This window comes from Achromobacter aegrifaciens (assembly GCF_902859735.1).
Lineage (GTDB): Bacteria > Pseudomonadota > Gammaproteobacteria > Burkholderiales > Burkholderiaceae_B > Achromobacter > Achromobacter aegrifaciens.
In genome coordinates this window covers 621,632-639,646 of record NZ_CADIJY010000002.1, presented here as the reverse complement: position 1 = coordinate 639,646, position 18,015 = coordinate 621,632, and the positions used below count along the sequence as shown (strand labels likewise).

The following is an 18,015-nucleotide window of genomic DNA, read 5'->3' as shown; positions in this document are numbered from 1 at the left end:
CGTAAGTCCTGCGTAAGCACTGTATTTAAATGCGTCTTTAAACGGCGTATTAATCGCCCGCGATATATATCTCGAAGCACAATTTCGCGTGGCGCGCCAGATGATAAATACGATTTTCTTGCGGATTCTCCAACGATTTCAGAGGTTTGCCCCGGCTATCCGTCACGATTAAAGGCGCGCGCCTAAATATTGGGGATTACACGCAGTGACAGTATGACGGCTTGCTTTCAGAATACCGGCCACACCGTGTTTTTGCCCAAGAAGCCGGCGACGGGCGACGAGGATTAACGGATTACCCAACCGATAAACCGCGTCGGACAGAGCCGCTCAAAACCTCGCTGGAGAACTCCGCATGAAGTTTCTGAATCGCCTTACCCCGGTAGCCATGGCGCTTGGGGCACTTGCCTTGGCTGGCGCCGCGCACGCCGCCGACACGATCAAGATCGGCATTCCCCAGCCCATGACCGGCCCCAATACGCAATACGGCGACCAGATCCAGGCCGGCGCATTGACCGCGATCGAGACCATCAACGCCAAGGGCGGCGTCAAGGGCAAGAAGCTCGAACCCATCCTCATCGACGACGGCTGCGAACCCAAGCAGGCCGTGCCGGCCGCCAACCGCGTGGTCAATTCCGGCGCCAAGTTCGCCGTGGCCCATGCGTGCTCGGGCGTGACCGTGGCCGCCGTGAAGGTCTACGAGGAAGAGGGCATCGTCGGCATCACCCCGGGCGCGACCTCGCCGCTGGTCACCGACACGATCAAGCCGCATTTCTTCTTCCGCACCATCGGCCGCGACGACCAGCAAGGCCCGTACGCCGCCAACTACATCGCCAAGACCCTGAAGCCCAAGAAGGTCGCCGTGCTGCATGACAAGCAGACCTACGGTTCGGGCGTGGCCACCCAGGTCCGCGATTCGCTGGGCAAGGAAGGCGTGAACGTCGCCATGTTCGAAGGCATCAACGTCGGCGACAGCGACTACTCGGCCATCATCACCAAGCTCAAGTCGGCTGGCGTGGATCTGGTCTATTTCGGCGGCTACCACCCCGAACTGGGTCTGTTGCTGCGCCAGTCGCGTGAACAGGGCCTGAAGGTCCAGTTCATGGGTCCGGAAGGCACCGCCAACCAGGATCTGGTGGCGATCGCCGGCCCGGCCATCGACGGCCTGCTGGTCACGCTGCCGGCCGACTTCACCAAGCTGCCCGGCAACGAGAGCATCGTGAAGGCCTTCAAGGACGCCAAGCGCGATCCGGACGGCGCCTTCCAGATGCCGGCGTACGCCGCCGTGCAGATCCTGGCCGACAGCATCAACGCGGTGGGCGAAGACCCCGCCAAGGTGGCTGACTACATGCACAAGACCAAGTTCTCCACCGGCATCGGCCCGGTCGAGTACGACGCCAAGGGCGACCTGAAGAACTTCGAGTTCGCCGTCTACAAATGGGATAAGGACGGCAAGAAGACCCAGCTGTAAACTCGCGATCCCGCCGGCGTCGCCGGCGTGTAGGGCCTGTCGTCCACGTTCTGCCGTAATCCGCGTAGCGAAGCGCCAAAAGCGCTGTGCGGCCGGCGGGCGCAGATGCCAGGCCCTTATAAAATACGCCCAGGTTTCCGGCTCCGGGTCTCTCCACCGGGGCCGGAACCATTTGGAGCAAGAGAAATAATGTCTGACCTCATACCCCAACTTACCCAGCAATTCTTCAACGGATTGTCTCTGGGCGCGATCTATGCGTTGATTGCCATCGGCTACACAATGGTCTACGGCATCATCGGTATGATCAACTTCGCTCACGGCGAAATCTACATGATCGGCGCCTATGTCGGCCTGGTCACCCTGACGGTCATCGGCACCAATAGCGGCTTGCCGATACCGTTCATCATCGCGGCCATGCTGGTCGTGGCCATCGTGGTCACGGGCATCTACGGTTTCAGCGTCGAGCGCGTCGCCTACCGGCCCGTGCGCGGCAGCCCCCGTCTGGTGGCGCTGATCTCGGCCATCGGCATGTCGATCTTCCTGCAGAACTGGGTGGCCCTGGGCCAGGGCGCGCGCGACATGGCCGTGCCATCGCTGGTGTCCGGCGCCGTGCAGTTCCACATGGGCTCCGACTTCGACGTCACCGTGCCGTATTCGCGCATCATGATCATCGTGGTCACGGTGGTGCTGATGATCGGGCTGACGCTGTTCATCAAGTATTCCCGCATGGGCCGCGCCTCGCGCGCCTGCTCGCAGGACATGCACATGGCGAACCTGCTGGGCATCGACACCAACCGCGTGATCTCGTTCACCTTCGTGATGGGCGCGATCCTGGCAGCGGTGGGCGGCGTGCTGATTGCCATCACCATCGGCAAGCTCAACCCCTTCATCGGCTTTCTTGCCGGCATCAAGGCCTTTACCGCGGCGGTGCTGGGCGGCATCGGCAGCATCCCCGGCGCCATGCTGGGCGGCGTGCTGCTCGGGCTGGCCGAGACCTTCGCGGCTGCCTACATCTCCTCACAGTACAAGGACATCGTGGCGTTCTCGCTGCTGATCCTGATCCTGCTGTTCCGTCCCACCGGGCTGTTGGGCAAACCTGAGGTGGAAAAAGTCTGATGTCGAACAACAATCTGAAAAACGCCACGATGGCGGCCGTGCTGACGGCTGTCATCGTCACCCCCGTCTTCGGCCTGCAACTGATCCGGCAGGGCGCCCGCACCACGATGGAATCGAACTGGTCGCTGGTGGCGATTGCCGCCGCGATCGTGTTCGTGTTCCAGTTGCTGCGCCCCTGGATCGCCAAGCCGTTCCAGAAGCTGAAGACGGGCCTGCCGACCTTGCCGGCCGCGCCGGCCAAGAGCCACAAGCCGCTCGCCATTCTGCTGTTGGCCATCGCGGTCATCTGGCCGTTCTTCGCCGGGCGCAGCTCGGTGGACATCGCCACGCTGGTGCTGATCTACGTGATGCTGGGCCTGGGCCTGAACATCGTGGTGGGTTTTGCCGGCCTGCTGGACCTGGGCTTCGTGGGCTTTTATGCCGTCGGCGCCTATACCTATGCCTTGCTGTACCACTGGGGCGGCTGGAGCTTCTGGGAAGCGCTGCCGTTCTCGGGCGCCATGGCCGCGCTGTTCGGTTTCATCCTGGGCTTTCCGGTATTGCGGTTGCGCGGCGACTACCTCGCCATCGTGACGCTGGGCTTTGGTGAAATGATCCGCCTCTTGCTGATCAACCTGAACACGCTGACCGGCGGTCCGGACGGCATCTCGGGCATTCCCAAGCCGACGGTGTTCGGCCTGGAAATGACGCGTCGCGCCAGCACCGAAGGCGGCACCACTTTCCATGAATTCATGGGCTGGAATTTCCAGAACCAGGACATGGTGGTGTACCTGTACCTCATGGCGCTGCTGCTGGCGCTGGTGACGCTGTTCGTCTCCACCCGACTGATCCGCATGCCGGTTGGACGCGCATGGGAAGCGCTGCGCGAGGACGAGATCGCCTGCCGTTCGCTGGGGCTGAATCCCACGCGGATCAAGCTGTCGGCGTTCACGCTGGGCGCCATGTTCGCCGGCTTTGGCGGCGCGTTCTTCGCGGCGCGCCAGGGCATGGTGAATCCGGAGTCCTTCACCTTCATCGAATCGGCGCTGATCCTGGCCATCGTGGTGCTGGGCGGCATGGGCTCGCAGGTGGGCGTTATCCTGGCGGCCGTGCTGCTGACGGTGCTGCCGGAAGTGGCGCGCGAATTCGCCGAATACCGGATGCTGATGTTCGGCCTGGTGATGGTATTGATGATGATGTGGCGTCCGCAGGGGTTGTTGCCCATGAAGCGTCCCCATGTGGAGTTGGCTAAATGAGCGAGGCATTGCTGAAAGTATCCGGGCTCACCATGCGGTTCGGCGGCCTGTTGGCCGTGGACAGCGTGGCGTTCGAAGTCAAATCCGACGAGGTGTTCGCCATCATCGGCCCCAACGGGGCAGGCAAGACCACGGTGTTCAACTGCGTGGGCGGTTTCTATGCGCCGACGGCGGGCGACATCACCATGGACGGCAAGGCCATCACCGGTCTGCCCAGCCACAAGGTGGCGCGCCATGGGCTGGTGCGCACGTTCCAGAACGTGCGCCTGTTCAAGCAGCTGACCGTGCTGGAGAACCTGCTGGTGGCGCAGCACACCCAGGTGGAGTCGCGGCTTTTGCCGGGCCTGCTCAAGCTCAAGTCCTATCGCCAGTCCGAGACCGACGCGCTGGCGCGCGCCGCGCAATGGCTGGATTTCATGGGCTTGCGCGAGTTCGCCAACCGCGAGGCGGGCAACCTGGCCTACGGCCACCAGCGCCGCCTGGAGATCGCGCGCTGCATGATCACCAAGCCGCGTCTGCTGATGCTGGACGAACCGGCGGCGGGCCTGAACCCTCAGGAAAAGCGCGATCTGCAGTCGCTGATCGACCAGTTGCGGCGCGAATTCGGCGTCGCGGTGCTGCTGATCGAGCACGACATGAGCCTGATCATGGGCATTTCCGACCGCATCCTGGTCATGGAGCACGGCAAGCCCATCACTACCGGCACCCCCGAGCAGGTGCGCAACGACGAGCGCGTCATCAAGGCGTACCTGGGGGAAGAGTAATGCTTAAGCTGGATAACATTCATACCTACTACGGCGCCATCCAGGCGTTGAACGGGGTGTCGGTGGAGGTCAACAAGGGCGAGATCGTCACGCTGATCGGCGCCAACGGCGCGGGCAAGACGACGCTGCTGATGACCGTCTGCGGCAACCCGCGGGCACGCGAAGGCACGATCACGTTCGAGGGCGAGGACATCACCCACAAGGACACGCACCACATCATGCGCAATGGCATCGCCATTTCGCCGGAAGGGCGGCGGGTCTTCAAGGACCTGACCGTTGCCGAGAACCTGATGATGGGCGGCTTCTTCGCCAAGCGCGATGAGATCCAGGCGGGCATCGACCACGTGTACGGGCTGTTTCCGCGCTTGAAAGAACGCGCCAGCCAACGCGCTGGCCTGATGTCGGGCGGCGAGCAGCAGATGCTGGCCATCGGCCGCGCGCTGATGACGCGTCCGCGCCTGTTGCTGCTGGACGAACCGACGCTGGGCCTCGCCCCGCTGGTGATCGCCCAGATTTTCGACATCATCCGCGAGATCCGCGAACAGGGCGTGACGGTGTTCCTGGTCGAACAGAACGCCAACAAGGCGCTGGGCGTGGCCGACCGCGGCTATGTGCTGGAAAACGGGCGCGTGGTGTTGCAGGACACCGGCGCCAACCTGCTGGTCAACGACCAGGTGCGCAAGGCGTATCTGGGCGGTTGATTGCTGTTCCCCGCGAAGGGAAATTGGGGCGCATTGGAAAATGCGCCTTTTTTTTCGCCTGTTTGGCGCGGGGAAGGGGCCGCGGGCTCAGGCCGCCAGCAGCTGTTCGGCCTGGTAATGCGCGATTGCGGCTCGCGCCAGCGCGTCGATGGAGTCGGTCAGCGTCACGCCCAGGCTGGGGCGCAGCGCGTGCGGCACGGCGAGGGGCAGTTCGGTGCAGCCCAGCACCACGGCGTCCGCGCCGCGCGCCTTGAGGCGGGCGATGCATTCGGCGGCTGGCGCGTAGGCGTCTTCCAGGCGATTGGCCTTGACCGCGCGGATCGAGCCCATGCAATAGCGTTCGACTTCGTCGTCGTCGGGCACGATGCACTCATAGCCTTGCGCTTCCAGATGCTGCTGATAGAGGCCCAGCTTGAGCGTGGCGGCGGTGCCCATCAGGCCGATGCGGCCGGTGGGCAAGCCCAGACGCCGCAGGTCGTCGATGACGGCCTGGATGATGTGCAGCACGGGCAGGTCGGTGGACGCAGCGATCTGGTCGTACCAGAGGTGGGCCGTGTTGCACGGGATGGCGATGAGCTGCGCGCCGGCGTTCTGCAGAAAGCGCACGCCTTCCTGCATGTAGGGCAGAGGATTTTCGCCGCCCGCCATGTAGGCGCTGGACCGGTCGGGAATGCGGGGGTCGTTGCGCAGCAGCGTAGGGATGTGCTGCTGGTCGATCGCGGCGGGCGTCAATGCCGCCAGGCGCAGGGCAAAGGCGGCGCCCGCCATGGGGCCCATGCCGCCCAATACACCCAGGTAACAACCCTGGGAATAGCTGTTCACGTTATTTACTCCGAGCTAATGCCGTCCCGGGCGTCAAGACCTGGCCCTGGCGTTCGGCGCTGGTCCGTTCCCCGTCCCAGACCTGCCTGCCGTTGACCCAAACCGCTTGGATGCCCTGGCTTGCCTGAATGGGAGCTGAAAAAGTGGCCACATCTGTCACGGTGGCGGGATCGAACAGCACCAGATCAGCATGATACCCCTCCCGCAACAGGCCGCGCTCGGCGATGCCGTATTGGTCCGCGGCCAGGCCGGTCATTTTGTGGATGGCGGTTTCCAGCGTCAGCAGGCGCTGTTCACGCACCATGGCGCGCAGCACGTTGGTGAAGGTGCCCCATTGGCGGGGGTGCGGATGCGGATCGAAGGGCAGGCCGTCCGAGCCCACCATGGTCAGTGGATGCGAGAAGATGCGGCCGACGTCGGCCGGATCCATCAGGAAATAGATGGCGCCGGCGGGCGCGAGCCGTGCGATGGCCGCTTCGTCGTCCAGGCTCAGTTCGGCCATGACTTCGCTGAAGTCGCGGCCGGTGGCTTCGGGGTAGCCCTTGGACCAGGTGATCATGGTGCGGCTGGCCAGGCGCGCGCGGTCCAGCCGCAACATGGTGGAGGTGGCGGGGTAGGGATGGCAATCCAGGCACACCGCCTGGGTGGCGGCGGCGCGGTTGATCAGGTCCAGGGTTTCGCGGCTGCGGCCGTGGTTGCGCTCGCCGGCCAGCTTGTGGTGCGAGAACACCACGCGGCAGTCGAGTTCGCGGCCGATCAGCAGCGCTTCTTCCATGGCCGCAACGATGTGGTCGGCCTCGTCGCGCAGATGCGTGGCGTAGACGCCGGGACGGCCGCGCAACGGCGCGCAGACCTCGATGATCTCGTCGGTGGGCGCCGCGCTGGCCGGCGGATAGAAGGTGCCGGTGGAAACGCCGAAGGCGCCCGCGTCCAGTGCTTCTTGCAGCAGCGCGCGCATGGCGGCGCGTTCGTCCGCGTCGGCGGCGCGCGAGGTGTCGTCCATGACCGCCACGCGCAGCGTGGTGTGGCCGACCAGCGGCGCCACGTTGACGGCGGCGGGCGTGGCGCGCAGTGCGTCCATCCAGGCGCGGAAGGTGCTGAAACGGAACAGTTCGGCCGGACCCAGCAGGTCCAGCGGCTGCGGGATGGCAGTGCCATCCAACGGGGCCAGGCTGATGCCGCAATTGCCGGTGACCACGGTGGTGATGCCCTGCGAGACCTTGGGCAGCATGTCCGGGTGCGCCAGCAGGTAGCCGTCGTCGTGGGTATGGGAGTCGATGAAGCCAGGCGCCAGCGCCAGGCCGCTGGCGTCGATGACCGGCACGCCGGCCGGGCGGGCGAACTCGCCCACCGCGGCGATGCGGCCGTCATGCACGGCCAGGTCGCCCTGGCGGGCAGGGCCGCCGGTGCCGTCGACGAGCGTGGCGCCTGCCACGATGAAGTCTGCTTGCAGCATGCGCGCGCTCATCAGTCGAGTTTCTCGATGCCGGCGCCGTCGATGATCTGTTGCCATTTGGCGGTTTCGCGGTCGATCAGCTGCTTGAAGTCGGCGGGCGAGCCGCTGGCCGGTTCGGCGCCCAGCGTGGCCAGGCCGGTGCGGACTTCAGGCGCCTGCAGCGCCTTCTGGATGGCGGCGTTCAACGTGGCGACCACTTCCGGCGGGGTGCCCTTGGGCGCGACCACGCCGCCCCAGGCCACGGTTTCGTAGCCCTTCAGGCCGGCTTCGTCCAGCGTGGGCACCTCGGGCATCAGCGCCAGGCGCTTCAGGCTGCTTACGCCGATGGCACGGACCTTGCCGCTCTTGACCAGCGGGGTCGCTTCCGAGGTGTTGACGAACAGGTAGTCCAGGCGGCCGCCCAGCAGGTCCTGGATGGCGGCGGGACCGCCGTTGTAGGGGATGAACATGACGTTGATCTTGGCCATGCTCTTGAAGAGTTCGCCGCCCATGTGGCCGGTCGTGCCCACGCCCGAGGCGCCATAGGACAGGCGGCCGGGTTCCTTGCGGGCGCGGTCGATCAGGTCCTGCACGCTCTTGACGGGGGAGTCGGCCGGCACGATAAGCGCGTTGTACAGGTCGAACAGATGGGCTACGGGCGTCAGGTCCGCGTCCACGTCGTAGGGCAGGCGCTTGAACAGCGAACGGTTCACGGCCAGCGTGTTGATGTTGCCGTAGCCGACCGTGTAGCCGTCGGGCGCGGCGCGCTTGACCAGGGCGATGCCGATGTTGCCGGCGGCGCCGGGGCGGTTCTCGACCACCACCGTGGCGCCGGTGTCGCGCGCCAGCTGGGTCGTGATCAGGCGCGACAGCACGTCGGGCGAACCGCCCGCGGCCGAGGGCACCACGAAGGTGATGGGCTTGTCGGGATACGCGCCGGCGGTGGCGGCGGCCGACATGGCGGCGCCGAGCGCCAACGCGGAAAGGCCGCGGAAGAGTTTGCTACGCATGGTGGATTCCCCTTGGTTTTGTGGTGTTGAGGCGGGCAGGTTACACCCCGCGTCTCTGCGCGCCCTCATCGAAAAATGTCGAAAACCTATAATCGGGCGTTATCGGTTTGGCGCTGATTTGCCAGGGGAAAAAATGGATGAGCATGCCTATGCGGACGAGGTCGGACCCACTGCCGGACGGCCTTTGAACCTGCGCCAGATCGAGGTGTTCCGCGCCATCATGATGGCCGGATCGATCAGCGGCGCGGGCCGCATGCTGCATGTATCGCAACCCGCGGTCAGCCGCGTGCTGGCGCTGACCGAGAGCCGGTTGGGCTACAAGCTGTTCGAGCGCGTGAAGAGCCGGCTCTCGCCGACGGCCGAGGCGCGGCGGCTGTACGCGGAAGTGGAGCAGGTCTATGGCGGCATCCAGCGCGTGAACGACCTGGCTGCCAGCCTGGGCCAGTCGGGCGCGGGCATGCTGAAGATCGTCGCCAGCGCCAGTTTCGGGCAGCGCCTCATTCCGATGGCGCTGGATCGCTTCCGCGGCCGCAATGCGGACGCGCGCGTCGATTACCGCAGCGTGACCTTCGATGAGCTGGCTGCGTATTTTCTATCGGGCCAGGCGGACATAGGCGTCTCCATGCAGCCGCCCGATCATCCCAATCTGCGGTCCGTGCGCCTGGCGCGGGTGCCCATCGTCTGCGCGCTGCCTGCCGGGCATCCGCTGGCGGCGCGCGAGGTGATGCGGCCGGAGGATTTCTCCACGGCGGCCTGGATCGGCTATCCGCGCGATACGCCGCTGGCGCGCGCGCTCAAGCCCTTCTTCGGCGAAGGGCCGGCCTGCGCGGCGGCGGTGGAAGTGCATTCGCCCGTGACCGCCTGTTCTTTCGTGCAGCAGGGATTGGGGCCGGCGCTGGTCGATGCCTGGTGCGTGACGCCGGACCAGGCCGCGCACATGGTCTTGCGCCCGATATCGCCGGCGGCCAGCGTGGATATCTGGGCCACGCATTCGAATCTGAGCGCGCCGCCCTTGCTGGCGCGGCGCTTTCTGGCGGCGGTGAAGAAAACGCTGGAAGAGGGGGAGCCGTGCGAACTGGCGCCCGGCGCTTCCAGCTGAGGGCTTGCGCCGGAGGGGCAAGCCCGGCCGGACCTTACAGGCCTTCGGCCTTGAGCGCGGCCTGCACGCCCTTGTCGGCTTCCATGCGCTTGAAGAACGCGGCCAGATTGTCCAGGCCCGACAGGTTCACTTCCTTGGCGTGCGCCCAGCGCAGCACCACGTACAGGTAGGCGTCGGCGATGGAGGGCTTGTCGCCCGTCAGGTAGGACTTGCCGGCGAGCTGTGCGTTCAGCTGCGCGAAGAGCTTGGTCAGCAGCGCGGAAGCCGAGCCGGCCAGCTCCTTCTGTGCGCCTTCGTCGCCGACGAAACGCGACGCACCGAAGATCATCGAGAAAGTCTTGTGGATGTCCGAGTTGATGAAGCCGAGCCAGCGGCGCACTTCGGCGCGCGAGCGCGGCGAACCGTCGCCCAGCAACTGCAGTTCAGGCGCGTGTTCAGCCAGGTACTCGAGGATCGCCGCGTTCTGCGTGACGGTCCAGCCGTCGTGCGCCAGGGCGGGCACGGCGCCCAGCGGGTTGACCTTCAGGAACTCCGGGCCCTTGAGTTCGTCGCGGCTCAGCTTGTGCGTTTCGTAGGGTTTGCCGATCCATTCCAGAACGATATGGGAAGCGAGCGAGCACGCGCCGGGCATGTAGTACAGTTTCATCAGATGGGGTCTCCTGAGAGCAAGGACGGGGATCTCCGTTCCTGGCCGATATGGTACGCCACCCGTTGCCGGAGATGCCCATGCCGTCACGTCCCGCCGCGATCACGCGTGCGCTGTTCCTGTCGTTCTCTTTGTGGCTGGCGCTGCCCGCGTCCGCGCAGCCGGGGCCCGAACCCGCATCGGTCCCGGCCCGCGTCACGGCCGTGGTGGGCGGACTCAATCATCCCTGGGCAATGGCCTTTCTGCCCGAGGGCGGCGTGCTCATTACCGAGCGTCCCGGCAACCTCAGGCTGCTGCGCATCCCGGGCGGCTTGTCCAAGCCGCTGGCCGGCGTGCCCAAGGTCGCGGCGCAGGGCCAGGGCGGCCTGCTGGACGTGGCGCTGTCGCCCGACTTCGCGCAGGACCGGTATGTCTATCTGTCCTATGCCGAGGCCGATGGTTCGAAGAGCGGCACCGCCGTGGGCCGCGGCAAGCTCTCCGCCGATGGTTCGGCGCTGGAGGATTTCCGCGTGCTGTTCCGGCAGCAACCGAAGCTGTCGTCGGGCCTGCACTACGGATCGCGCCTGGTGTTCGACGGCAAGGGCTATCTGTACATCTCGCTGGGCGAGAACAACCAGCGGCCCACCGCGCAGGATCTGGACAAGCTGCAGGGCAAGGTGGTGCGGCTGAAGGCCGACGGGTCGGTGCCGACCGACAATCCCTTCGTCGGCCAGGCCGGCGCGCGGCCCGAGATCTGGTCCTACGGGCATCGCAATCCCCAGGGCATGGCGCTCAACCCCTGGAGCGGCCAGCTCTGGGAAAACGAGCACGGACCGCGCGGCGGCGACGAAATCAACCTGGTCCAGCGCGGCAAGAACTACGGCTGGCCGCTGGCCACCCACGGCATCAACTACTCGGGCCAGCCCATCCCCGAAGCCAAGGGAGCGGAGCTGCCCGGCATGGAGCCGCCGCTCTACTGGTGGCCGAAGTCGCCGGCCATCAGCGGCATGGCTTTCTACAACGCGGACCGGTTCCCCGCCTGGCGCAATTCCGTGTTCATCGGCGCACTGGCGAACCAGAATCTCATCCGCCTTACCTTGGACGGCGACCGCGTGGTGGCCCAGGAGTGGCTGCTGACGGACCGCAAGCAGCGGATACGCGATGTGCGGCAAGGGCCGGACGGTTATGTGTACGTGTTGACGGACGCCTCGCCAGGCGAGTTGCTGCGCCTGGCGCCGGCCGAACAGGGAGAGTGAATGCCATGAAACCGTATGAGCTGATCGGGTCCGCCGGCTGCGGGTCCGCCATCGTCGAGATGGCGCTGGTACTGGCCAACGTGCCGCACACCTTGACGGACCTGCCGTACCTCAAGCCCGGCGCTGAGCGCGACAGGCTGCTGCAACTGAACCCGTTGGGGCAGGTGCCTACCCTGGTCCTGCCGGACGGCGAGATCATGACCGAGAGCGCGGCCATGATCCTGCATCTGAATGATGTGGCGCCCCAGGCCGGCCTGGCGCCCGCGCCCGACAAGCCTGAGCGGGCCCGGTTTCTGAATCTGCTGATCCGGCTGGTGGCGGCTATCTATCCCACGTTCACCTATGGCGACGACCCGCCGCAATGGACCACCGCAGGCCCCGCGGCCGAGCTGCTGAGGCAGCGCGTGCATACGCGGCGGACGGATATCTGGCAGGAGCTGGAACGCCAGGCTGGCGCCCCGCACATGTTGGGCCGGCGCTTTTCTGCGCTGGATCTGTACGTCACGGTGATGACGCATTGGCGTCCCGGGCCGGCGTGGTTCGCGTCCGAGTGCCCGGCGCTGACCGCTGTGGCGCGCGAGGCGGCGCAGGAGCCCAATGTGGCGCGCGTGCTGCAACGGCATTTTCCGCCGCCTACGGAGTAGCCGGGCGTCAAGCCTTGGTTGGTTTGCGGGTCCTGGACTTGGCCCGTGCTTCACGCAGGGCGATGTAGACGCCGCTGCCGGCGATGAAGAGCGCGCCCAGATAGGCATAGGCGTCCGGGGTCTCATGCCAGAAGACCCAGCCCAGGATGGTGGCCCAGATCAGCCCGGTATAGTCGAAGGGCGCAACCACCGAGGCGGGACCGATGCGGAATCCCTGGGTGATCAGCGCCAGGCCCAGGGTGCTGAACAGGGCGACGGCGCCGAAGTACGGCAGATCCTCCATCGCGGGCTGCTCCCAGACCAAGGGCAGGGCGACCGCGCTACAGACCAGCTGGCCCAGCACGATGTAGAGCGTGGTCGTCAGCATGCCTTCGTTGCGGTTGATGCCGCGCGCCGTGATCATCATCACCCCATAAAGCAAGGCGGTGACCAGCGGAAGCAGGGTGGCCGCCTGGAACGTTGCGGCCCCGGGCCGCACCACGATCAGCACGCCGGCGAACCCGGCCAGCACGGCCAGCCAGCGCTTGCCGTCCACGCGTTCTTTCAGGACCAGCACCGATAGCGCCGTCACGAACAGCGGCGCGGCGAAGGCGATGGCGGTGGCTTCGGCCAGCGGCAGCGTGCGCAGGCCCAGATAAAAGCAATAGGCCGACACGACGTTGATGGCGCCGCGCGTCAGGTGCAGGCCAGGGTGCGCGGTGCGCAATACTCGCCGTCCGCCCAGCCACAGCGCCAGCGTGGCGACGAAAGGCAGGGCGATGAGCGCCCGCAGGAACAGGATCTGCAGCGGGTTGTAGTTGGCGCCAAGCCATTTGGCGTTGGCGTCGCTCAAGGTCAGGAAGAAAATGCCGCCCACCACGCAGGCGATGCCTGCTGCGGCGGATTGGGCCTGGGCGGCGGGAAGTACGGAAGAGGTGGACATCTACAGCCTGGGAGGGCGGCGGTTCGGGCCGCCCGAAAGGAAAGGAAGGGGGGAGGATTCAGCCTTGGGCGCGATAGGCCGCCAGGGCGACCATGCCCCAAGACGCCAGGAAGGCGACGCCGCCGAAGGGGGTAACGGCGCCCAGCCAATGCGTGCCCGTCAGGGACAGCACATACAGGCTGCCGCTGAACAGCACGATGCCGACGAACATCACGACGCCGGCCGCGGAAAGCAGGGACGAACCGTAGCGGGCGCCCAGCAGCGCGACGACGAACAGGCCCAGCGCGTGGATCAGGTGGTACAGCACGCCGGTCTGCCAGACGGACAGCAGTTCCGGCGTCAGCATGCGCTTGAGGCCGTGGGCGCCAAAGGCCCCCGCGCCCACCGCCACCATGAGATTCAACGCCGCAAGTATCGTCAGCTGCCGGTCCGTCATCGCCAGTCCTTATAAGTGTCTGATCAATCGTGTTACAGCCGCCTATGATATGCCCAAATCCCGCGCCTATCCGGAGGCATGGCATTGTTGGGGACGGATCTTGTGATGATCTTTCCAAATGGGATATCATGAATTCAATTTGGAATTTCTGGTGCGTCCGCAGTCGTGGCGCCCAGACTTGCAGGAGTCAGGCCATGAGCGTAGCCGCCCTCGAAAAAAGTCCCGCCAAGCGTCCGTCCCGCCATGCGGCGGCGCGCGCCAAGCAGTTGTTCCGCAGCCTGGTCGACAGCCCCCTGGTCGACATGGCGCGCGACGTGCGCCGCGGCCTGCCTGCGCAGATGGTCGACGACGCGGCCGACTACCTGCAAGTGCCCAAGTCGGAAATCATGGCCATCACCGAGGTCAAGGCGGCCTCGCTGTCGCGCTGGAGCCGCGAAGGCCTGATGCTGCCGCTGGGCGAATCCGACCGCCTGGCCCGCGTCGCGCGGGTGGCGCGGGTGGCGCGCCAGGTTCTGGGCAGCGACGAAGAAGCCGTCGCCTGGCTGAACACGCCAGTGCCCGCCCTGGGCAACGTCAAGCCGCTGTCGCTGCTGACCTCCGACGCCAGCAGCCGCATTGTCGAGGACACGCTGGCGCGCGCCGCGGCGGGCGTCTACGCATGACGGACGACAGCGTTTCGATCTGGCGCATCGGGACTACCGCAGGCAAATACCGCGCCGACGACCTGAGCGGGGCGGGCGCCGCGGCCGTGGGCGGGCGCTACAACAGCCCGGGCACGGCGGTGGTCTATGCCTCGGCCAGCGTGGCGCTGGCGGCGCTGGAAACGGTGGTGCATTTTGCGGCCCGCGCGTCCGAACAGGCCAACCGCTATCTGATCGAACTGGCGGTGCCGCGCGCCGTACACGAAGCCCGCCAGGCGCTGAGCCTGACGCAGTTGCACGAGGACTACCCGTTCTGGGATGCCGTGCCCTTCGCGGAAGCGTCGCAGGCGGTGGGCGACAACTGGGTGCAGTCCGGCGTGTCGGCGCTGCTTGAACTGCCCAGCGCCATCGTGCCTTACCGGGGCGTGCCGGACTGCAATTTCCTGATCAATCCGGCGCACCCCGACGCCGAGCACATCGTAGTGGTGCGGCGCGAACGCTTCATCTACGATCCGCGCCTGCGCCCCGTCTAGTTCAGTCCGTCAGTACCGCGCGGCCCACGACCTTGCCCGCCCGCAGCGATGCCAGCACGCTGTCGGCCTCGGCCAACGCATGGCGGTGCACGGGCATGGGCGGCACCTTGCCGGCCCGCACCAGCTCCATCAGTTCCTGCAGTTCGGTCAGGTTGCCGACGTAGCTGCCGATGATGGACAGGGCTTTCATGGGAATCAGCGCGATGGGCCACGACGATGCGCCGCCGAACAGGCCCACGATGATCAGCTTGCCGCCCTTGGTCAGGAAGTCAAAGGCGAGCGAGGTAGTCGCGGGCGCGCCGACCAGGTCGATGGCGGCCTGCGCGGGTTTGCCGCCGGCCGCCTTGATGATCTGCTGCGCGGCGTCCGGCGCGGCGCCGTCGATGGCGGCGAGCGCGCCGGCTTCCAGCGCGGCCTGGCGCTTGGCGGGGTCGATGTCGACGACGATGGCGCCGGCGCCGCCCAGGGCCTTGATCAGCGTCAGGCTCATGAGGCCCAGGCCGCCCGCGCCGAAGATGACAACGGGGTGCGAACGGTAGATGTCCGGGCCAATTTTCTTCAGCGCGGAGTAGGTGGTGAGCCCCGAGCAGGCATAGGGCGCGATCTGCGCGGGATCGAGGTCGCCGATGTCGATCAGGTAGCGCGGGTGCGGCACCAGGATGTGGTCGGCGTAACCGCCGGCGCGGTGCACGCCCAGGCAGGCGGGCGCGGAGCAATGGTTTTCCATGCCGGCCAGGCAAGGCGGGCAGTTGCCGCAGCCGATCCAGGGGTACACCAGGTAGTTGCGGTCGGCCGACAGTCCCTGGGCATCGGGACCGGCGGAGACGACGGCGCCCACGGTTTCATGGCCCATGGTGAGCGGTAGCGAGACGCCACGGTCCTTCAACGACAGCGTGCGGCCCTGGCCCAGGTCGTAGCCGCCTTCCCACAAGTGGATATCGCTGTGGCAAACGCCAGCCGCGCGCACCTTCAGCAGCACCTGCGACCCTTGCGGCGTGGGCGTGGGCTGGTTCATTTCCTGCAAGGGCTCGCGGAAGTTCACGACGCAATAGCACTTCATGGGATGTCTCCTCCTGGGTGGTTTTACGGCCGGCCCGCGAGGCGGGCGCGGCGTGGCAAGGCTATTTCTTCACGGTCGGGCATTCACTGTCCGCCAGGGACACGAAGACCTTTTCGCCCGGCACCGTGGACAGGATGCGGTAGAAGTCGCCGGGGTACTTGGATTCGGCGGGCTTCTTCACTTCGACCAGATACAGATCCATGATGACGCGGCCGTCTTCGGGGCGCACCCGGGCATTCTTGATCAGTTTGGTGGTGATGGGCAACTCGCGCATCTTCTGGTTGACTGTCGCGCCGTCGAAGGTGCCGGCGGCCTGGGCGGCTTGCAGGTAATGGGTGGTGGCGACGTAGCTCAGGGCCTGCACGATGGAAGGCGCGCGCGTCACGCCCATCTTTTTCTGCCAGCGCTGGGTCCAGGCCCGGGTGTCTTCGTCCGCGTCCCAATAGAAACCGGTGGGGAAGGTCAGCCCTTGGGCCACGGGCAGGCCCATCGCCTGCACGTCGTTGATGAAGGTCAGGAAGGTCAGCATGCGCTGCTTGCCCCCGGTCAGCCCGAACTCCTGGGCCTGCTTGATCAGGTTGACCAGGTCGCCGCCGGCGCTGGCCAGGCCCACCACGTCGGCCTTGGAGGATTGCGCCTGCACCAGGAACGAAGCGAAATCCAGCGCGCCCAGGGGATGGCGCGTGCTGCCCAGCACCTTGCCGCCGGCCTTGTCCACGAAGCGCGAGGCGTTGGCTTCCAGCGATTTGCCGAAGACATAATCGGTGGTGATGAAGTACCAGGACTTGCCGCCGCTTTCGACCACGCTCTTGACCACGGCATTGGCCAGGGCATAGGTGTCGGGCGCCCATTGCGTGCTGAGATTGCTGCACTGCTTGCCGCTGAAGTCGCCGGCGAAGCCGCCGCTGATGAGGGCGGTTCCGCCTTTTTCGCGCGCCACGCCCTGGGCGGCCAGGCCCGCGGAGCTGGCGCCGCCGTCCACCACGGCCACCAGGCCTTGCGTGTCGAACCAGCGGCGGACCAGGGCCGAGGCCACGTCCGCCTTGTTCTGGTTGTCGGCGCCTATGACTTCGACGGTCTTGCCGGCGACCTTGCCGCCGAAGTCCTCGACCGCCATGCGCACGGCCATCTCGGAGCCCAGCCCGCCCAGGTCGGAATAGATGCCGGAGCGGTCGTTGGATACGCCCAGGCGAACCACGTCGGTTTGGGCTTGGGCCGCGCAGGCGGCCAGCGAGGCGGCCAGCGCCGCCAACAGGGGTTTGATACGCATCTGCTTGCCTCCCGGCCCGATGAGGGCCGAATTATTGGTGTCTCGTTGGGATGCTGTGTATCTGCTTGCGGGGCGCCAGTTCTCCATCTGGCCGAAAATTATTTCACATTGGTGAAAGAAAATTCTTGTGCAAGAATTTAGGTTCGCACATATGAAAAGTCAACATGGTGGATTTCCCAAGTCGAAGCGCGCTTGCGCCGGCTGGAGGAATGCCGCGCGAGGGGTAGACGCATGGAAGTGAAGCTCGTCGCAAGAACGCTGGAACTGATCGAACTGTTCGCCCAGGAGCGGCGGCCGATGCCGCTGACCGAACTGGCGCAAGGCCTGGGCGCGCCCATGTCCAGCTGCCTGGCGCTGGTGCGTACGCTGGTGGCGCGGGGCTATCTGTACGAGGTCCGGCGGCGCGCCGGTTACTACCCCACGCCCAAGCTGCACGCCTTGTGCGGGCTGATCCAATCGGGCGACCCCTGGATGGAACGGGTGCGTCCGCAGCTTGCCGCGCTGCGCGATGCGGCCAATGAAACGGTGATGCTGGGCAAGATCCAGGACGGCGCGGTGCTGTTCCTGGACATGGCGGAATCCACGCATCCGGTGCACTACGCGACCCGACCCGGGGTGCGGCGGCCTTTGCATACCAGCGCCGTGGCCAAGGCGATTCTTGCGCGGCTGGGGTCGGCCGAGCGCGAGAGCATCCTGGAGGATGTCGGGTACGAACGCTATACGGATCGCACGCTGCTCACGCGCCAGGCGCTGCTGGATGAAATCGAGCGGACGGCGGCCAGGGGCTGGGCCGAGAACGCCGGCGAAAGCGTGGCGGACCTGACCGGGCTGGCGGTGGCGCTGGATCTGGGCGGCGAATGGTACGCGCTGTGCATGGCGGGACCCACGTCGCGCGTTGCCGAGAGGCGCGCAGAGAACCTGCGCTTGTTGAGCGAGACGGCGGAAGCGATCCGTCTCGGCCGGGAAGCTTAGGGGCCG

General features: G+C 66.2%; 19 protein-coding genes. 11 read left to right on the top strand and 8 right to left on the bottom strand.

The features are described from left to right. Nucleotides 1–352 precede the first annotated feature (352 nt). The 5 genes from HV766_RS08875 (at nt 353) to HV766_RS08855 (ending at nt 5,284) form a co-directional block, all read left to right on the top strand. A complete protein-coding gene (locus tag HV766_RS08875) occupies nt 353–1,468 on the top strand; it encodes a high-affinity branched-chain amino acid ABC transporter substrate-binding protein (protein WP_054454159.1) in 1,116 nt (371 codons plus the stop codon). A 189-nt stretch (nt 1,469–1,657) separates the two neighbouring features. Then, on the top strand, nt 1,658–2,584 hold the full coding sequence (gene livH / locus HV766_RS08870) for a high-affinity branched-chain amino acid ABC transporter permease LivH (protein WP_175180996.1): 927 nt from the start codon (nt 1,658–1,660) through the stop codon (nt 2,582–2,584). Beyond that, the gene (locus HV766_RS08865) at nt 2,584–3,819 is read left to right on the top strand and encodes a high-affinity branched-chain amino acid ABC transporter permease LivM (RefSeq protein ID WP_054454162.1); all 1,236 of its coding nucleotides are present in this window, start codon (nt 2,584–2,586) and stop codon (nt 3,817–3,819) included. The genes livH and HV766_RS08865 overlap by 1 nt, the downstream gene beginning before the upstream one ends. Further along, nucleotides 3,816–4,583 (top strand): high-affinity branched-chain amino acid ABC transporter ATP-binding protein LivG, encoded by a 768-nt coding sequence (gene livG, locus HV766_RS08860; protein ID WP_013393946.1) that lies wholly within the window; start codon nt 3,816–3,818, stop codon nt 4,581–4,583. Before HV766_RS08865 ends, livG begins: the two co-directional genes overlap by 4 nt. Then, a complete protein-coding gene (locus tag HV766_RS08855; protein WP_054454165.1) occupies nt 4,583–5,284 on the top strand; it encodes an ABC transporter ATP-binding protein in 702 nt (233 codons plus the stop codon). The genes livG and HV766_RS08855 overlap by 1 nt, the downstream gene beginning before the upstream one ends. An 87-nt stretch (nt 5,285–5,371) precedes the next feature. Here the strand turns inward: HV766_RS08855 and cuyB are convergent, their stop codons facing one another. Genes cuyB through HV766_RS08840 form a run of 3 tightly spaced genes read right to left on the bottom strand, consistent with a single transcriptional unit; the run spans nt 5,372 to nt 8,551 of the window. After that, the gene (cuyB, locus tag HV766_RS08850; RefSeq protein ID WP_119451571.1) at nt 5,372–6,106 is read right to left on the bottom strand and encodes a cysteate racemase; all 735 of its coding nucleotides are present in this window, start codon (nt 6,104–6,106) and stop codon (nt 5,372–5,374) included. 1 nt (nt 6,107) lies between these two features. Further along, nucleotides 6,108–7,574, bottom strand: a complete 1,467-nt coding sequence (locus tag HV766_RS08845) for an N-acyl-D-amino-acid deacylase family protein (protein WP_175180995.1) — start codon at nt 7,572–7,574, stop codon at nt 6,108–6,110. Further along, complete coding sequence (locus tag HV766_RS08840) at nt 7,574–8,551, bottom strand: Bug family tripartite tricarboxylate transporter substrate binding protein (RefSeq protein ID WP_175180994.1); 978 nt, start codon at nt 8,549–8,551, stop codon at nt 7,574–7,576. The genes HV766_RS08845 and HV766_RS08840 overlap by 1 nt, the downstream gene beginning before the upstream one ends. Nucleotides 8,552–8,684: 133 nt before the next feature. On the opposite strand from HV766_RS08840, the gene HV766_RS08835 reads away from it, so the two are divergent. Then, nucleotides 8,685–9,650: a LysR family transcriptional regulator gene (locus HV766_RS08835; protein WP_119451568.1), complete on the top strand. Its 966-nt coding sequence runs from the start codon at nt 8,685–8,687 to the stop codon at nt 9,648–9,650. A gap of 34 nt (nt 9,651–9,684) precedes the next feature. Here the strand turns inward: HV766_RS08835 and HV766_RS08830 are convergent, their stop codons facing one another. Beyond that, complete coding sequence (locus tag HV766_RS08830) at nt 9,685–10,296, bottom strand: glutathione S-transferase family protein (RefSeq protein WP_054454174.1); 612 nt, start codon at nt 10,294–10,296, stop codon at nt 9,685–9,687. An 80-nt stretch (nt 10,297–10,376) separates the two neighbouring features. Between HV766_RS08830 and HV766_RS08825 the strand changes: the two genes are divergently transcribed. Together HV766_RS08825 and HV766_RS08820 are read left to right on the top strand one after the other, a co-directional pair. Further along, on the top strand, nt 10,377–11,531 hold the full coding sequence (locus HV766_RS08825) for a PQQ-dependent sugar dehydrogenase (protein ID WP_175180993.1): 1,155 nt from the start codon (nt 10,377–10,379) through the stop codon (nt 11,529–11,531). 5 nt (nt 11,532–11,536) lie between these two features. Then, on the top strand, nt 11,537–12,175 hold the full coding sequence (locus HV766_RS08820) for a glutathione S-transferase family protein (RefSeq protein WP_054454840.1): 639 nt from the start codon (nt 11,537–11,539) through the stop codon (nt 12,173–12,175). A 7-nt stretch (nt 12,176–12,182) separates the two neighbouring features. Here HV766_RS08820 and HV766_RS08815 read toward each other — a convergent pair whose 3' ends face one another. After that, on the bottom strand, nt 12,183–13,097 hold the full coding sequence (locus HV766_RS08815) for a DMT family transporter (RefSeq protein WP_119451566.1): 915 nt from the start codon (nt 13,095–13,097) through the stop codon (nt 12,183–12,185). A gap of 58 nt (nt 13,098–13,155) precedes the next feature. Continuing rightward, entirely contained in the window at nt 13,156–13,533 is a 378-nt protein-coding gene (locus HV766_RS08810; RefSeq protein ID WP_054454180.1) for a DUF423 domain-containing protein, read from the bottom strand. A gap of 194 nt (nt 13,534–13,727) precedes the next feature. On the opposite strand from HV766_RS08810, the gene parS reads away from it, so the two are divergent. Next, nucleotides 13,728–14,195, top strand: a complete 468-nt coding sequence (parS, locus tag HV766_RS08805; protein WP_054454182.1) for a type II RES/Xre toxin-antitoxin system antitoxin — start codon at nt 13,728–13,730, stop codon at nt 14,193–14,195. After that, nucleotides 14,192–14,707, top strand: coding sequence for an RES family NAD+ phosphorylase (locus HV766_RS08800; RefSeq protein WP_054454184.1), 516 nt, complete (start codon nt 14,192–14,194; stop codon nt 14,705–14,707). The genes parS and HV766_RS08800 overlap by 4 nt, the downstream gene beginning before the upstream one ends. Before the next feature lies 1 nt (nt 14,708). Here HV766_RS08800 and HV766_RS08795 read toward each other — a convergent pair whose 3' ends face one another. Together HV766_RS08795 and HV766_RS08790 are read right to left on the bottom strand one after the other, a co-directional pair. After that, a complete protein-coding gene (locus HV766_RS08795) occupies nt 14,709–15,767 on the bottom strand; it encodes an alcohol dehydrogenase (RefSeq protein WP_054454185.1) in 1,059 nt (352 codons plus the stop codon). Nucleotides 15,768–15,828: 61 nt separating this feature from the next. Continuing rightward, on the bottom strand, nt 15,829–17,037 hold the full coding sequence (locus HV766_RS08790; RefSeq protein ID WP_175160468.1) for an ABC transporter substrate-binding protein: 1,209 nt from the start codon (nt 17,035–17,037) through the stop codon (nt 15,829–15,831). A 231-nt stretch (nt 17,038–17,268) separates the two neighbouring features. Between HV766_RS08790 and HV766_RS08785 the strand changes: the two genes are divergently transcribed. Next, on the top strand, nt 17,269–18,009 hold the full coding sequence (locus tag HV766_RS08785) for an IclR family transcriptional regulator (RefSeq protein ID WP_054454190.1): 741 nt from the start codon (nt 17,269–17,271) through the stop codon (nt 18,007–18,009). Nucleotides 18,010–18,015: the final 6 nt, after the last annotated feature.